Below are 13860 nucleotides of genomic sequence, written 5' to 3'. Positions count from 1 at the left end.
GCGTGTCAGCCAGCGCTGATGTTGAATGTGGCGCCCTCATCGCGAGCAGGCTCGCTCCCACAAGGGATTGGAGAAAATGAAAGACAGCGATCAAAACCACAGGGCTTGAAGCATGCCGCAACCGTACATCTTCCGTACCGTCGATCTGGATGGCCAGACCTTGCGCACCGCGGTACGCCCCGGCAAGCCTCACTTGACGCCCCTGCTGATTTTCAACGGTATCGGCGCCAACCTCGAGCTGGTGTTTCCGTTTATCCAGGCGCTGGATCCAGACCTGGAAGTCATCGCCTTCGATGTGCCCGGCGTCGGCGGCTCATCGACGCCCAGCCGTCCGTATCGCTTTCCGGGCCTGGCAAAACTGGCCGCACGGATGCTCGATTACCTCGACTACGGACAGGTCAACGTGATTGGCGTGTCCTGGGGCGGAGCCCTGGCCCAGCAATTCGCCCATGACTACCCCGAGCGCTGCAAGAAACTAGTGCTGGCCGCCACCGCTGCCGGAGCGGTGATGGTGCCGGGCAAACCGAAAGTGCTGTGGATGATGGCCAGCCCCCGGCGCTACGTTCAGCCGTCCCACGTGCTGCGCATCGCACCGCTGATCTACGGCGGCTCGTTCCGTCGCGACCCGGGCCTTGCGGCCAGTCACGCGGCCAGGGTGCGTTCGGCGGGCAAGCTCGGTTATTACTGGCAGCTGTTCGCCGGCCTGGGCTGGACCAGCATCCACTGGCTGCACAAGATCCACCAGCCGACCCTGGTGCTGGCCGGTGACGACGACCCATTGATTCCGCTGGTCAACATGCGCCTGCTGGCCTGGCGCATCCCCAATGCCCAGTTGCACATCATCGACGACGGCCACCTGTTCCTGATCACTCGGGCCGAAGCCGTCGCGCCGATCATCATGAAATTTCTCGAGGAAGAACGTCAGCGCGCCGTGATGCATCCGCATCCTTCGCCGTTGAGTGGCGGCTGAAACCGCCCATTAGCGCCTGGCAGGACGCCGGGATCGCGCAGCTACCCGAAACAGCGACTATGTTGTCTGGCTCGGTGTGTTGGTTTTTAGCTTGATGAAAGGAGTTGACTCATGCGCGACAAACCGGCGAAGGGCTCCATGCCCGCCCCTGCCAGCTTCATCAACGCACAGAGTGCGGTCACCGGCCTGCGCGGCAGGGACCTGCTGTCCACCTTGCGCAGTGTCGCGTTGCACGGCTTGCGCAACCCGGTGCACAGTGCCCGGCATGCGTTGCGGCTCGGCGGCCAGTTGGGTCGCGTGCTGCTGGGGGAAACCCTGCACCCCACGCACCCCAACGACAAGCGCTTCGCCGATCCTACGTGGGAGCTCAACCCGTTCTACCGCCGCAGCTTGCAGGCGTACCTGAGCTGGCAGAAACAGGTCAGCAGCTGGATCGATGATTGCGGCATGAGTCCCGACGACCAGGCCCGCGCCCACTTCGCCTTCGCCCTGCTCAACGACGCGGTGGCGCCTTCCAACACCCTGCTCAACCCGCTGGCAATCAAGGAGCTGTTCAACTCCGGCGGCTCCAGCCTGGTACGGGGCATCAGCCACTTGGTGGATGACCTGCTGCACAATGACGGACTGCCGCGACAAATCACTCCCGACGCCTTCGAAGTCGGCAAGACACTGGCCACCACGCCCGGTGCCGTGGTGTTTCGCAACGAAATGCTGGAGCTGATCCAGTACCGGCCCATGAGCGAAAAACAATACGCCAGGCCATTGCTGATCGTGCCGCCGCAAATCAACAAGTTCTATATCTTCGACCTGAGCCCTTCCAACAGCTTCGTCCAGTACGCCCTGAAAAACGGCTTGCAGGTGTTCATCATCAGCTGGCGCAATCCCGACGTGCGCCATCGCGAGTGGGGCCTGTCCAGCTACGTCGAAGCAGCGGAGGAAGCCATGAACGTCTGCCGGGCAATCACCGGTGCCCGCGAGGTCAACCTGGTGGGCGCGTGTGCCGGCGGCATGACTATCGCCGCGCTGCAAGGGCATCTGCAAGCCAAGCGCCAGCAGCGCCGGGTCGCCAGCGCCACCTACCTGGTGAGCCTGCTGGACAGCCAGATCGAAAGTCCCGCGACGCTGTTCATCGACGAACAGACCCTCGAAGCCGCCAAGCGCCGCTCTTACCAGAAAGGCATCCTCGATGGCCGCGACATGGCCAGGGTGTTCGCCTGGATGCGACCCAACGACCTGGTCTGGACGTACTTCATCAACAACTACCTGCTGGGCAAGGAACCACCGCCGTTCGATATCCTGTACTGGAATAACGACACCACCCGCCTGCCGGCGGCCTTTCATGGCGACCTGCTGGATTTCTTCAAGCACAACCCATTGACGCATTCCGGCGGCCTGGAGGTGTGCGGCACGCCCATCGACCTGCAGAAAGTCACGGTGGACAGTTTCAGTGTGGGGGGCATCAACGACCACATCACCCCGTGGGACGCGGTCTATCGCTCGACACTGCTGCTGGGTGGTGAAAAACGCTTCGTGCTGTCCAACAGCGGCCATGTGCAAAGCATCCTCAACCCACCGGGCAACCCCAAGGCCAATTACCTTGAAAGCCAGAAACTGAGCAGCGATCCACGAGCCTGGTACTACGACGCCAAGCACGTCGAGGGCAGCTGGTGGACGCAATGGCTGGACTGGGTGCAGGCGCGCTCCGGAGCCCAACGCGAGACCCGGATGACCTTGGGCAACGCCAATTACCCCCCTATGGAAGCGGCCCCTGGCAACTATGTTCGCGTACGCTGAAGACCTCACGCCACGCCCCGCCGGTTGGCCGTGGCGCGACTTGATCACGAAGAAGGCCGGATGAAAACCCGCGATCGCATCCTCGAATGTGCCCTGCAATTGTTCAATGAAAAGGGCGAGCCGAACGTCTCCACCCTGGAAATCGCCAACGAAATGGGGATCAGCCCCGGCAACCTGTATTACCACTTCCACGGTAAGGAGCCGCTGGTCCTCGGGCTGTTCGAGCGATTCCAGGCCGAACTGGCCCCGCTGCTGGACCCGCCCGCAGATGCGCAACTGGCACCGGAAGATTATTGGCTGTTCCTGCACCTGATCGTCGAACGCCTGGCCCAGTACCGGTTTCTGTTCCAGGACCTGTCGAACCTGGCCGGACGCCTGCCGAAGCTGGCCAAGGGCATCCGCCAATTGCTCAATGGCTTGAAACGTACCCTGGCTTCATTGCTCGCGCAGCTCAAGGCTCGGGAACTGTTGGTCAGCGACACCCAGGCCCTGGGGCAACTGGTGGAGCAGATCACCATGACCCTGTTGTTCTCGCTCGATTACCAGCGGATCCTGGATCGCGAAGGCGAGGTTCGGCTGGTGGTCTACCAGATCATGATGTTGGTGGCGCCGCATCTGCCGGCTGCTGCCAAAGGTGCGACCGAGCAACTGGCGTTGCGGTACCTCCAAGAGCACGAGTAAACCCCACCATGGGAGCGAGCCCTGCTCGCGATGGCGGCGGCACATCCGACATCGATGCAAGCTGACCCACCGCTATCGCGAGCAGGGCTCGCTCCCACAGGGGCCCCCCATGTTCTGGATCCGCGACGCAAACAAAAACGCCCGACCTCCTCAGGCCGGGCGTTTTTGCATGTCCTGGACTCAGGATTGACTGGTAGGCGTCGATGGAGCCGGCGCTGGAGTCGGGCTGGCAACCGGGGTCGGAGCCGAGGCGGAGTTCGCCGTGCTCGTGGTGGCTGCCGGCTTGGCGGCCGCCGTCGGTGCCTTGGGCGCAGCGGTTTTCGGCGCGGCCGGTTTTTTCACGGCTGGCTTTTTCGCTGCAGCGGGTTTGGCTGCCGCTTTTGCCGCAGGCTTGGCTGCCGGTTTGGCCGCAACAGGTTTGGCTGCCGCAACTTTGGTCGCAGGTTTTGCCGCAGGCTTCGCTGCCGCCTTGGCCGCGACCGGCTTGGCCGCTGTCTTGACGGCAGGCTTGGCCGCAGCGGTTTTAGCCGCAGGCTTGGCCGCTGCTTTTGCCGCAGGCTTGGCGACCGTTTTCGCCGCTGCCTTGACCAATGGCTTGGCCGCAGCCTTCGTCGCCGGTTTGGCCGCCGCGGTCTTGGTCGCCACCGGTGTAACCTTGGCCCCGGTGAGTTTCTCGATCTGCTTGGTCAGGGTATCGACCTTGGTATGCAGCGCCTTCACTTCATTGCGGCTCGGTACGCCCAGGCGGGAGATCGCGCTGTTCAGGCGCTTGTCGAAAGCCCCTTCCAGTTCATCCCACTTACCGAGTGCCCGATCCTTCACGCCACCGATTCGCGACTTGGCGGACCCGGCAGAGTCCTTGGCGGCATCGACTTGCTTGCCGACCGCTGTCTTGGTGAGTTTTTCGGCCTTCTCGCCGTCCTTGACCAGTGACTCGAAGAGTTTGCTGCCGTCAGTATCGATCTTCGAGTACACGCCTAAACCAGCCAGCCAGATTTTGCGGGAGTACTTTTCAATTTTCCCGGCCCACGAGCTGCCTTCTTTTTCAGTGATCTTTTTGCCAGCCATCCCGTTCTCCTTAATGTTTACGCGCGACACGTTCGAGCAATGCGGTCAGCTCATCGAGCTTAGCCGAGAGTGCCTCAACGTCATGTTTAGACGGAATGCCGATACGATTCAAGGCACTTGCAACACGCGCATCGAATACCCTCTCGACTTTATCGAGTTGCAGTTCAACCCGAGCCTTGAAAGTGGCGACATCGGCCTTGGCTTCAATCAACTCACTATTGGCCGCTTCAAGTTTTCCGGCAACGTTCTTTTTACCTTTGGATTCAATTACTTCGCCGGCCTTAATCAATTCCTGGAAGTACTCGCTGCCCTCCTGACCGACCTTGGTGTAGGCGCCCAGGCCCGCCAGCCAGATCTTGCGCGCGTACGTTTTCACGTCGCTGAGCGTGGAAGATTCAACGTCGGTTTTTTTCTTCAAAATAACTTTGGCCATGGTGCACCTCACTTCAAACGGGTGGGAGGAACTGCCCGCACACGGACGGGCTCAGGCACAAAGTAGTGAGAATATTTAGAAAGGGCACCCTAACAACTGCCACAGATTTCGAGTGCAATGACATCCTGTGGGAGCGAGCCTGCTCGCGATCGCGGTGGGTCAGCAATATTGATATTGGATGACTCGGCGCTATCGCGAGCAGGCTCGCTCCCACAGGGGATGAGTGATGAACCCAAGTTGAGTATCCATCACCACATACTTACAAAATCAAGCCAACGCCTTATCCAGCGCCTTTTCGATTTCCGCCTTGATCGTGCCGCTCATGGCCGACATCAACATCCCCAGTTCTACATCAACGCGGATCGAGTCATCGCCCACATGCACTTCGCCCTTGACCCCGGACCGCTTGAGTTTCAGGGTGTCGCCGGACCACTGCGGCTCCAGGCCGTAGCTGTCGGCCAACTTCTGCGCCAACTTGTCGGCCTTGGCGCGGGCTGCTTCCTTGCCCAGGTCATGGGCACGTTCAACGGTAATACGGGCCATTTGATGACTCCTGTTCTATCGGGACTTGCCTGAACGTTTCGGACGCTGGCTGCGTCAAAACGTCCTGGCGGTGGCTCATCTTACCTTCAGCCTTGCCAAGACAAAGCCCTCCACCGGGATTAGAATGTCCCGCATTCTTTTTTGGTGACAGCGATATGACCGATCAGCGCAAAGGCAGCGATGCCGAACCCACCACCCACTTCGGTTTCAAGAACGTGCCGGAAAGCCAGAAGGCGGAAAAAGTCGCTGAGGTTTTCCACTCGGTGGCCGCCAAGTATGACTTGATGAACGACCTGCTCTCCGGCGGCATGCATCGCCTGTGGAAACGTTTCGCGATCGAACTGTCGGGCGTGCGCAGCGGTAACCGCGTGCTGGACATCGCCGGTGGCACCGGAGACCTGACCAAAAAGTTTTCCCACATCGTCGGCCCGACCGGCCAGGTGGTGCTCGCCGACATCAACGAATCAATGCTCAAGGTCGGCCGCGATCGCCTGCTGGACCTGGGCGTGGCCGGCAACGTCGAGTTCGTCCAGGCCGACGCCGAGAAGCTGCCGTTCCCCGACAACCATTTCGATTGCGTGACCATCGCCTTCGGCCTGCGCAACGTCACCCACAAGGAAGACGCCCTGCGCTCGATGCTGCGGGTGCTCAAGCCTGGTGGTCGGTTGCTGGTGCTGGAGTTCTCCAAGCCGACCAACGCGCTGATGTCCAAGGCCTACGATGCCTATTCGTTTGCCTTCATGCCACTGATGGGCAAGCTGATCACCAACGACGCCGAGAGCTATCGCTACCTGGCCGAATCGATCCGCATGCACCCGGACCAGGAAACCCTGAAGTCGATGATGGTCGAGGCCGGTTTCGACCGCGTGACCTATCACAACATGACCTCGGGCATCGTCGCCCTGCATCGCGGTATCAAGCCCTGATGCTGCTGACCGGACTGCTCGCCAGCGTCGAACTCGGCATCAACCGGGTGCTGCGCCTGGACAGCACGGCGCTCGCGCGCCTGGCGCACTTGAGCGGCAAGGTGATTGCCGTCGACTGTCGCAGTCCGGTGTGGCAGCTGTTTATCCTGCCCAGCGACGAAGGCCTTATGCTTGCCGCGCATTGGGAGGCTGAAGCCGATTGCACGTTGCGCGCCCCAGCTTCGAGCCTGCTGAGCCTGGCCCTGAGCAAGGACAAGACGGCGGTGCTGCACAGTCCCGAAGTCGAGCTCGAGGGTGACAGCGGCGTGCTGTTGGAGCTGGCGGGGATCCTCCAGGACCTGGAACTGGACTGGGAATATGAAGTGTCCCGCTGGATCGGCCCGGTGGCGACCCAATTGCTCAGCGGCCATCTGCGCAGTCGCAGCCGCTGGTACCGCCAGGGCTTCGCCAGCCTGGGACAGAATCTGAGTGAATACCTGGCCGAAGAATCGCGTACTCTGGTAGGCCAACGCGAGGCGCAGGCCCGTTTCGATGAACTGGACCAGATCAAACTCGACCTGGAACGTCTCGAGGCGCGTTTCGAGCGCCTTTCCCGATCCCTTGAACCCAAGCGATAACGCATGAAGCTGCTTGCCGTCCGCCGTCTGTTGCGCATCCAGCGCGTCGTGATCCGTTACCGCCTCGATGACCTGCTGTTCGCCCTGCCGTTGCCGTGGTTCCTGCTGGCACTGCGCTTCGTGTTGCCGTGGCGCTGGTTTCCCCGGCGCGCATTGGACCTGAGCCGCGGCGCCCGCCTGCGCCTGGCCTTGCAAGACCTGGGGCCGATCTTCATCAAGTTCGGGCAGATCCTGTCCACCCGCCGCGACCTGCTGCCCGAAGACATCGCTGATGAACTGATGCTGCTGCAGGACCGCGTGCCCCCGTTCGACTCCAAGTTGTCGGTGGCATTGATCGAGGAGCAACTGGGCAAGACCATCGGCGAAGTCTTCCGCCGTTTCGATGTCGAGCCCCTGGCCTCGGCTTCCGTGGCCCAGGTCCACGCCGCACAGCTCAAGAGCGGTGAAGAGGTGGTGGTCAAGGTCATCCGCCCCGGTCTCAAGCCGGTCATTGCCCAGGACCTGGCGTGGCTGTTCATCCTCGCCCGCGCCGCCGAGCGGCTGTCGGCCGATGCGCGCCTGCTGCATCCGGTGGACGTGGTCCTGGATTACGAGAAAACCATCTACGACGAACTCGACCTTTTGCGCGAAGCCGCCAACGCCAGTCAGCTGCGCCGCAACTTCGAAGGCTCGCCGCTGCTCTATGTCCCGCAGGTCTACTGGGACTGGTGCCGGCCGAAAGTGCTGGTGATGGAGCGCATCTACGGTATCCAGGTCACCGACCTGGCGACCCTGGCCGACCAGCGCACCGACATGAAGATGCTCGCCGAGCGCGGCGTGGAAATCTTCTTCACCCAGGTGTTCCGCGACAGCTTCTTCCACGCGGACATGCACCCGGGCAACATCTTTGTCAGCACCGTGGAGCCGTGGAGTCCGAAATACATCGCGATCGACTGCGGCATCGTCGGCAGCCTCACCCCCGAAGACCAGGACTACCTGGCGCGCAACCTGTTCGCGTTTTTCAAGCGCGACTACCGGCGGGTCGCGCAACTGCACATCGACTCCGGCTGGGTGCCGGCCGAGACCAAGCTCAACGAATTCGAGGCGGCCATCCGCACCGTGTGCGAGCCGATCTTCGAAAAACCGTTAAAGGATATTTCCTTCGGCCAGGTGCTGATGCGCCTGTTCCAGACCGCGCGCCGCTTCAACATGGAGGTCCAGCCGCAACTGGTACTGTTGCAGAAAACCCTGCTGAACATCGAAGGACTCGGTCGCCAGCTGTACCCGGACCTGGACCTGTGGAACACCGCCCAACCTTTCCTCGAACGCTGGATGCGCGAGCGCGTCAGCCCACGCACCTTGCTCGGCAACGTGCAGAGCCAGTTCGAGCAGATCCCGCACCTGGCCAACATGACCCGCGACCTGCTCGAACGCATGTCCCAACCCCATGCCCAGGACCCGGATCCACCGTGGAAACGGCGCAAGGACGACTGGTTCCTGCGCCTGCTGGGTGCCGCCCACCTGGGGGGCGGCGCGGCAGTGGCGGCAGGCGGGCCATTGAACGAACTGGGGCACTGGCCGGCGATTATCATGGTGGCCGTCGGTTTGTATCTGGTCGTTCGTCGATAGCAGGAATCAGTTGCAAGCTTTAAGCTGCAAGCCATAAGTTTCATAGGTACACGAATCCGCTTTTTACTTGCAGCTTGAAGCTCAACGCTTGCCGCTGCCGTCAGGACTCAAGATGAAAAACTGGCAGGACGAGATCAAATGGGACGCTGACGGCCTGGTGCCGGCCATTGCCCAGGATCACAAGACCGGGCGCGTATTGATGATGGCCTGGATGAACCGCGAGGCGCTGGCCCTGACCGCCGCCGAGAACCGCGCCATCTATTGGTCACGTTCCCGTGGCAAGCTGTGGCGCAAAGGTGAAGAGTCCGGGCATGTGCAGCATCTGCACGAGATGCGCCTGGACTGCGACGGCGACGTCATCATCCTGATGGTCGAGCAGGTCGGTGAGATTGCCTGCCACACCGGCCGTCAAAGCTGCTTCTATCGCGTCTTCGAGAACGGCGACTGGAAAACCGTCGATCCGGTGCTCAAGGACCCGCATGCCATCTATTCAGGACATACCCATGAGTGACACCCTGACCCGCTTGGCCCAGGTGCTGGAAGAGCGCAAAGGCGCCGCGGCCGACAGTTCCTATGTCGCCAGCCTGTACCACAAGGGCTTGAACAAGATTCTGGAAAAAGTCGGCGAAGAGTCCGTGGAGACCATCATCGCCGCCAAGGACGCCGCCATCAGCGGCGATTGCAGCGACGTGATCTACGAGACCGCCGACCTGTGGTTCCACAGCCTGGTCATGCTGGCCCAACTGGGGCAGCATCCGCAGGCCGTACTGGATGAACTGGACCGGCGCTTCGGTCTGTCCGGGCATGTCGAGAAAGCCTCGCGCCCGTCCGCCTGATCAACTCTTGAGAGGAATAGCCACATGGGTATCTTTGACTGGAAACACTGGGTCGTCATTCTGGTTGTCGTGGTGCTGGTGTTCGGCACCAAGAAACTGAAAAACCTTGGCACCGATGTCGGCGAGTCGATCAAAGGTTTTCGCAAGGCCATGAACGACGACGAGAAACCGGCCGAGCCGACAGCGGCCCCGACGCAACCGGTGCAGCCGGCTCAACCGGTACACCCTCAGGCCGCCCAGCCGGTGAGCGCACCGCACACCATCGATGTGCAGGCACAGAAAGTCGAAGAGCCTGCCCGCAAAGACTCGTGAGCACTGACTAATGTTTGGGATCAGCTTCACTGAACTGCTGCTCGTCGGCCTCGTCGCCCTGCTGGTCCTGGGCCCCGAGCGCCTGCCGGGTGCTGCGCGCACGGCCGGTCTGTGGATCGGACGCCTGAAGCGCAGCTTCAACGCGATCAAACAGGAAGTTGAACGTGAAATCGGTGCCGACGATATCCGCCGGCAACTTCACAACGAACACATTCTGTCCCTGGAGCAGGAAGCACGGAAAATCCTCGCACCGACCCAACAGGAGCCGACACCGGTCGAGCCTGTGGTCGAGCCGGTGATTGCTCCTCACGCGCCGGTGGCTGACACGGTGCCATTGGCGACGACGCCTGCCAATGCGCCGGAACCGGCCCCGGCGGCGACGCCTGCCGCTCCCCACGACCCTACTTTGCCGCCGCGAGCCCCATGAGCGATATACCGGAAAACGACCAGCCCATGCCGCTGGTATCGCACCTCACCGAGTTGCGCACCCGCCTGCTGCGTTGCGTCGCGGCAGTGTTCATCATCTTCGCCGGGCTGTTTGCCTTCACCCAGCAGATCTACACCTTCGTCTCCACGCCGCTGCGCCAGTACCTGCCGGCCGGGGCGACGATGATTGCCACCGACGTGTCGTCGCCGTTCCTGACGCCGCTGAAACTGACGATGATGGTCTCGCTGTTCCTGGCGATCCCGGTGATCCTGCATCAGATCTGGGGCTTCATCGCACCCGGCCTGTACAAGCACGAAAAACGCATTGCCGTGCCGCTGCTGGTGTCGAGCATCCTGTTGTTCTACACCGGCATGGCCTTCGCCTATTTCCTGGTGTTCCCGCTGATCTTCAAGTTCTTTGCCGCCGCCACCCCGGCAGGCGTGGAAATGATGACCGACATCACCAGCTACCTGGATTTCGTCATGACGCTGTTCTTCGCCTTCGGCGTGGCGTTCGAGATCCCCGTGGCGGTGGTGCTGCTGGTCTGGATCGGCGTGGTCGACGTGGCCTACCTGAAGAAAATCCGCCCGTACGTGATCATCGGTTGCTTTGTGGTCGGCATGATCCTGACCCCGCCGGACATCTTCTCCCAGACGCTGCTGGCCGTGCCGATGTGGCTGCTGTTCGAGATCGGCGTGCTGTTCGGCGGCCTGGTGCGCAAGCGCAGTGAGCATCCGGAAGACGAGCCGGTCGACCACGACGACCAGCCGCCAGCGAAACAAGCGTGAACCTGCTGCTGCTTGAAGAGGCCGATTTCATCGCGCCTGACCGGGTGGTCCTGCGTGACCGCCGGTTGACGCACATGCAGGAAGTCCACCGCAGCGCTGTCGGCGACAGTCTGCGGGTCGGGCGCGTCGACGGCTTGATGGGCAGCGCCCAGGTGTTGCGCCTGGAAGCCCGAGAGGCCGAATTGCAAGTCACCCTCGACCAACCGCCGCCGACCAAGCTGCCGCTGACCCTTGTGCTGGCCCTGCCGCGCCCGAAGATGCTGCGACGGGTGTTCCAGACCGTCGCCACCATGGGCGTGCCGCGGGTGATCCTGGTCAACAGCTATCGAGTGGAGAAGAGCTTCTGGCAGACCCCATTCCTGGAGCCCGAGGCGATTCGCGAGCAGCTGATCCTGGGCCTGGAACAGGCCAGGGACAGCGTGCTGCCGCAAATCATCATCGAAAAGCGCTTCAAGCCCTTCGTCGAAGACCGACTACCGGCTATCGCAGACGACACCCTGGCCCTGGTTGGTCATCCCGGCAACTACCCGCCCTGCCCCCGCGCCGTGACGGAGCCGGTGACCCTGGCGATAGGCCCGGAGGGTGGCTGGATTCCCTACGAAATCGAACTGTTGGCCAAGGCCGGCTTGCAGCCGGTGCAACTGGGTGAACGCATCCTGCGGGTCGAGACTGCCGTGACGGCGCTGCTGGCGCGGTTGTTCTGATCCGCTACCCGTCGCGCAAACCGGCTATTTTCTACAGATTCCCTCCAAACGGCCGATACAGCTCCCATAAAACCACGCACAGTGCTGCAAGGGAGTATCAGTATGTTCCGATGGCTGGGTAACGTAAGTGTCAATCGCAAGCTTGGCTTCGGCTTCGGCCTGGTACTGTTTCTCACCTTGATGATTGCCTTTACCGGCTGGAGCGGCCTGAGCAATGTCATCAGTCGTGGCGATAAGCTGGGGTTCATTGCCAGTCTCAACGACATGAGCAAGGACTTGAACCTGGCGAGCATCGACTACTACACCACACGGGGTGAGAAAGGTCCGCAAACGGTCAACGATCTGCTTGGCAAGCTGGAAGCCGGGCTCGGCACCGCCCGCCAATTGATCGAACAACCCGCCGATGTAGCGCTGATCGACAGCCAACTGGCCGCTGTTGCTGAATACAAGAGCGCCTTTGCCCAAATGACCCGCGCGACCGTAAACCGCGAGGATGCCCGTAGCAAGCTGGGCGCCAACGCTGACAATGCCGTGGCCCGCGTCGCCGAAGTGGAAAAGGCACTGCTGCAAGGCGGCGATGTCACTCCCTTCAACAATGTAGTCACACTGAGCAAAGCCGTTCAGCAAGCGCGCTATCAGGTTCGCGGCTACACCTACAGTGGCAAGAGCGATGCCCAGCAACCGGCCCTCGATGCTATCGATAACGTCCTGAAGCTGCTCGCACGCCTGCCAGAGCAATTGCCAGAAGAGCATCGAGCCAACCTGCAGCAGGCCAACGACTCGTTCAACCTCTATCGTACCGCCGTCGCTCAGTTCCGTGACTCTCAGATCGACAACGCAGCCGCGCTCCAGCGCATGACCGAACAGGGTCAGGTGCTGATCGACGCCAGCCAGAAACTGACCGTGTCCCAGACGGCGGTGCGTGACCACAACGCAGCCCAGGCCAAGACCGTCCTGATCGCAGCCGCCGTTCTGGCGTTGCTGTTCGGCGTGATCGCCGCCCTGTTCATCACTCGACAGATCGTGGGCCCGCTCGGCCAGACCTTGGAGGTTGCCGAGCGCGTGGCCGCTGGCGACCTGACCCACAACCTTACCTCCGAGCGCCGCGACGAACTGGGCCAATTGCAGCGCGCCATGCAAAGCATGACCGTGGGTCTGCGGCAATTGATCGGCGGCATCGGCGAAGGCGTCACACAGATTGCCAGCGCCGCCGAACAACTCTCCGCTGTCACCGAGCAGACCAGCGCCGGGGTCAACAACCAGAAGGTGGAGACCGACCAGGTCGCCACCGCGATGCACGAAATGACCGCCACGGTGCAGGAAGTGGCGCGCAATGCCGAAGAGGCCTCAGAGGCGGCAGCGGCGGCTGATCAACAGGCTCGCGAAGGTGACAAGGTCGTGGGCGAGGCCATTGCGCAGATCGAGCGTCTGGCCCTCGAAGTCGGTAACTCGACCCAGGCCATGGGCGACCTGAAACGTGAAAGCGACAAGATCGGGAGCGTACTGGATGTGATCAAGTCCGTCGCCCAACAGACCAACCTGCTGGCTCTCAATGCCGCCATCGAAGCCGCCCGCGCCGGTGAGGCCGGTCGGGGTTTCGCGGTGGTGGCCGACGAGGTCCGCAGCCTGGCCCAACGTACCCAGAAATCCACCGAAGAGATCGAAGAACTGATCGTCGGCCTCCAAACCGGCACCGAACAGGTCGCGACCATCATGGACAACAGCCGTGGCCTGACCGACAGCAGCGTCGAACTGACGCGTCGTGCTGGCGGTTCCTTGGAAAATATCACTCGTACCGTCTCGGCGATCCAGTCGATGAACCAACAGATCGCCGCGGCCGCCGAACAGCAAAGCGCCACGGCCGAAGAAATCAACCGCAGCGTGCTGAATGTGCGCGATGTGTCGGAGCAGACTTCTGCGGCCAGTGAAGAAACTGCGGCTTCGAGTGCTGAACTGGCGCGGTTGGGGGTGCATTTGCAGACGTTGGTGGGGCGGTTCAGGGTTTAGTCAGGGTTTAGGCGCTTGACCCTGTTGGTGGTGCTTTCTGGGTGGGGTGTAGATCCGTTTCTTCGGTAACGGCGGCTTAGGGTTCCGCCCTGACGGCGGCTCACTTTTTTTCAAGCGCCAAAAAAAGTAAGCAAAAAAGGCTGTGC

General features: G+C 61.7%; 15 protein-coding genes and 1 pseudogene. 13 read left to right on the top strand and 3 right to left on the bottom strand.

From position 1 onward, the window contains the following. Positions 1 to 112: 112 nt before the first annotated feature. The 3 genes from phaZ to ACLEJR_RS03490 all read left to right on the top strand — a co-directional run bounded on the left by phaZ (position 113) and on the right by ACLEJR_RS03490 (position 3445). Positions 113 to 970, top strand: a complete 858-nt coding sequence (phaZ, locus tag ACLEJR_RS03500) for a poly(3-hydroxyalkanoate) depolymerase (protein WP_440796873.1) — start codon at positions 113 to 115, stop codon at positions 968 to 970. Between the two features lie 111 nt (positions 971 to 1081). Then, positions 1082 to 2764: a class II poly(R)-hydroxyalkanoic acid synthase gene (gene phaC / locus ACLEJR_RS03495; RefSeq protein WP_440812140.1), complete on the top strand. Its 1683-nt coding sequence runs from the start codon at positions 1082 to 1084 to the stop codon at positions 2762 to 2764. Positions 2765 to 2824: 60 nt separating this feature from the next. Further along, entirely contained in the window at positions 2825 to 3445 is a 621-nt protein-coding gene (locus tag ACLEJR_RS03490; protein WP_440796869.1) for a TetR/AcrR family transcriptional regulator, read from the top strand. 180 nt (positions 3446 to 3625) lie between these two features. Here ACLEJR_RS03490 and ACLEJR_RS03485 read toward each other — a convergent pair whose 3' ends face one another. From ACLEJR_RS03485 to ACLEJR_RS03475, 3 genes are all read right to left on the bottom strand, one after another. Beyond that, entirely contained in the window at positions 3626 to 4513 is an 888-nt protein-coding gene (locus tag ACLEJR_RS03485; protein WP_440812138.1) for a phasin family protein, read from the bottom strand. Positions 4514 to 4523: 10 nt separating this feature from the next. Next, positions 4524 to 4946 (bottom strand): phasin family protein, encoded by a 423-nt coding sequence (locus ACLEJR_RS03480; protein WP_440812137.1) that lies wholly within the window; start codon positions 4944 to 4946, stop codon positions 4524 to 4526. 267 nt (positions 4947 to 5213) lie between these two features. Continuing rightward, positions 5214 to 5489 (bottom strand): polyhydroxyalkanoic acid system family protein, encoded by a 276-nt coding sequence (locus ACLEJR_RS03475; protein WP_440812134.1) that lies wholly within the window; start codon positions 5487 to 5489, stop codon positions 5214 to 5216. A gap of 155 nt (positions 5490 to 5644) precedes the next feature. Here ACLEJR_RS03475 and ubiE point away from each other — a divergent pair, with 155 nt between their 5' ends. The 10 genes and pseudogenes from ubiE (at position 5645) to ACLEJR_RS03425 (ending at position 13714) form a co-directional block, all read left to right on the top strand. Continuing rightward, complete coding sequence (gene ubiE / locus ACLEJR_RS03470) at positions 5645 to 6415, top strand: bifunctional demethylmenaquinone methyltransferase/2-methoxy-6-polyprenyl-1,4-benzoquinol methylase UbiE (RefSeq protein ID WP_072397963.1); 771 nt, start codon at positions 5645 to 5647, stop codon at positions 6413 to 6415. Beyond that, a pseudogene (locus ACLEJR_RS03465) lies at positions 6415 to 7039 on the top strand (ubiquinone biosynthesis accessory factor UbiJ). Before ubiE ends, ACLEJR_RS03465 begins: the two are co-directional and overlap by 1 nt. After that, a complete protein-coding gene (ubiB, locus tag ACLEJR_RS03460; protein ID WP_440796861.1) occupies positions 7036 to 8640 on the top strand; it encodes a ubiquinone biosynthesis regulatory protein kinase UbiB in 1605 nt (534 codons plus the stop codon). The pseudogene ACLEJR_RS03465 and the gene ubiB overlap by 4 nt, the downstream one beginning before the upstream one ends. 112 nt (positions 8641 to 8752) lie before the next feature. Next, on the top strand, positions 8753 to 9151 hold the full coding sequence (gene hisI, locus ACLEJR_RS03455) for a phosphoribosyl-AMP cyclohydrolase (protein ID WP_003196931.1): 399 nt from the start codon (positions 8753 to 8755) through the stop codon (positions 9149 to 9151). Then, complete coding sequence (locus tag ACLEJR_RS03450) at positions 9144 to 9476, top strand: phosphoribosyl-ATP diphosphatase (protein WP_003186671.1); 333 nt, start codon at positions 9144 to 9146, stop codon at positions 9474 to 9476. The genes hisI and ACLEJR_RS03450 overlap by 8 nt, the downstream gene beginning before the upstream one ends. 24 nt (positions 9477 to 9500) lie before the next feature. Further along, positions 9501 to 9788, top strand: a complete 288-nt coding sequence (locus tag ACLEJR_RS03445; RefSeq protein ID WP_440796857.1) for a twin-arginine translocase TatA/TatE family subunit — start codon at positions 9501 to 9503, stop codon at positions 9786 to 9788. A 10-nt stretch (positions 9789 to 9798) separates the two neighbouring features. Further along, the gene (gene tatB, locus ACLEJR_RS03440; RefSeq protein WP_440812132.1) at positions 9799 to 10215 is read left to right on the top strand and encodes a Sec-independent protein translocase protein TatB; all 417 of its coding nucleotides are present in this window, start codon (positions 9799 to 9801) and stop codon (positions 10213 to 10215) included. Beyond that, the gene (gene tatC, locus ACLEJR_RS03435; protein WP_440796853.1) at positions 10212 to 11003 is read left to right on the top strand and encodes a twin-arginine translocase subunit TatC; all 792 of its coding nucleotides are present in this window, start codon (positions 10212 to 10214) and stop codon (positions 11001 to 11003) included. The genes tatB and tatC overlap by 4 nt, the downstream gene beginning before the upstream one ends. Next, the gene (locus tag ACLEJR_RS03430) at positions 11000 to 11707 is read left to right on the top strand and encodes a 16S rRNA (uracil(1498)-N(3))-methyltransferase (RefSeq protein WP_440812130.1); all 708 of its coding nucleotides are present in this window, start codon (positions 11000 to 11002) and stop codon (positions 11705 to 11707) included. The genes tatC and ACLEJR_RS03430 overlap by 4 nt, the downstream gene beginning before the upstream one ends. A 102-nt stretch (positions 11708 to 11809) precedes the next feature. Beyond that, positions 11810 to 13714, top strand: coding sequence for a methyl-accepting chemotaxis protein (locus ACLEJR_RS03425; RefSeq protein ID WP_440812127.1), 1905 nt, complete (start codon positions 11810 to 11812; stop codon positions 13712 to 13714). Positions 13715 to 13860: the final 146 nt, after the last annotated feature.

It is taken from the genome of Pseudomonas sp. SMN5 (assembly GCF_052041925.1).
Lineage (GTDB): Bacteria > Pseudomonadota > Gammaproteobacteria > Pseudomonadales > Pseudomonadaceae > Aquipseudomonas.
Note: the sequence above shows the minus strand (reverse complement) of the source record. Positions and strands in the feature narration are given on the sequence as shown.

Bases quoted from the DNA above. Each gene is read 5' to 3' on its own strand.
- phaZ (WP_440796873.1), top strand. From the start codon at position 113: ATGCCGCAACCGTACATCTTCCGTACCGTCGATCTGGATGGCCAGACC.
- phaC (WP_440812140.1), top strand. From the start codon at position 1,082: ATGCGCGACAAACCGGCGAAGGGCTCCATGCCCGCCCCTGCCAGCTTC.
- ACLEJR_RS03480 (WP_440812137.1), bottom strand. From the start codon at position 4,946: ATGGCCAAAGTTATTTTGAAGAAAAAAACCGACGTTGAATCTTCCACG.
- ACLEJR_RS03445 (WP_440796857.1), top strand. From the start codon at position 9,501: ATGGGTATCTTTGACTGGAAACACTGGGTCGTCATTCTGGTTGTCGTG.
- ACLEJR_RS03450 (WP_003186671.1), top strand. From the start codon at position 9,144: ATGAGTGACACCCTGACCCGCTTGGCCCAGGTGCTGGAAGAGCGCAAA.
- ACLEJR_RS03490 (WP_440796869.1), top strand. From the start codon at position 2,825: ATGAAAACCCGCGATCGCATCCTCGAATGTGCCCTGCAATTGTTCAAT.
- ACLEJR_RS03475 (WP_440812134.1), bottom strand. From the start codon at position 5,489: ATGGCCCGTATTACCGTTGAACGTGCCCATGACCTGGGCAAGGAAGCA.
- tatB (WP_440812132.1), top strand. From the start codon at position 9,799: ATGTTTGGGATCAGCTTCACTGAACTGCTGCTCGTCGGCCTCGTCGCC.
- tatC (WP_440796853.1), top strand. From the start codon at position 10,212: ATGAGCGATATACCGGAAAACGACCAGCCCATGCCGCTGGTATCGCAC.
- ACLEJR_RS03485 (WP_440812138.1), bottom strand. From the start codon at position 4,513: ATGGCTGGCAAAAAGATCACTGAAAAAGAAGGCAGCTCGTGGGCCGGG.
- hisI (WP_003196931.1), top strand. From the start codon at position 8,753: ATGAAAAACTGGCAGGACGAGATCAAATGGGACGCTGACGGCCTGGTG.
- ubiE (WP_072397963.1), top strand. From the start codon at position 5,645: ATGACCGATCAGCGCAAAGGCAGCGATGCCGAACCCACCACCCACTTC.
- ubiB (WP_440796861.1), top strand. From the start codon at position 7,036: ATGAAGCTGCTTGCCGTCCGCCGTCTGTTGCGCATCCAGCGCGTCGTG.
- ACLEJR_RS03425 (WP_440812127.1), top strand. From the start codon at position 11,810: ATGTTCCGATGGCTGGGTAACGTAAGTGTCAATCGCAAGCTTGGCTTC.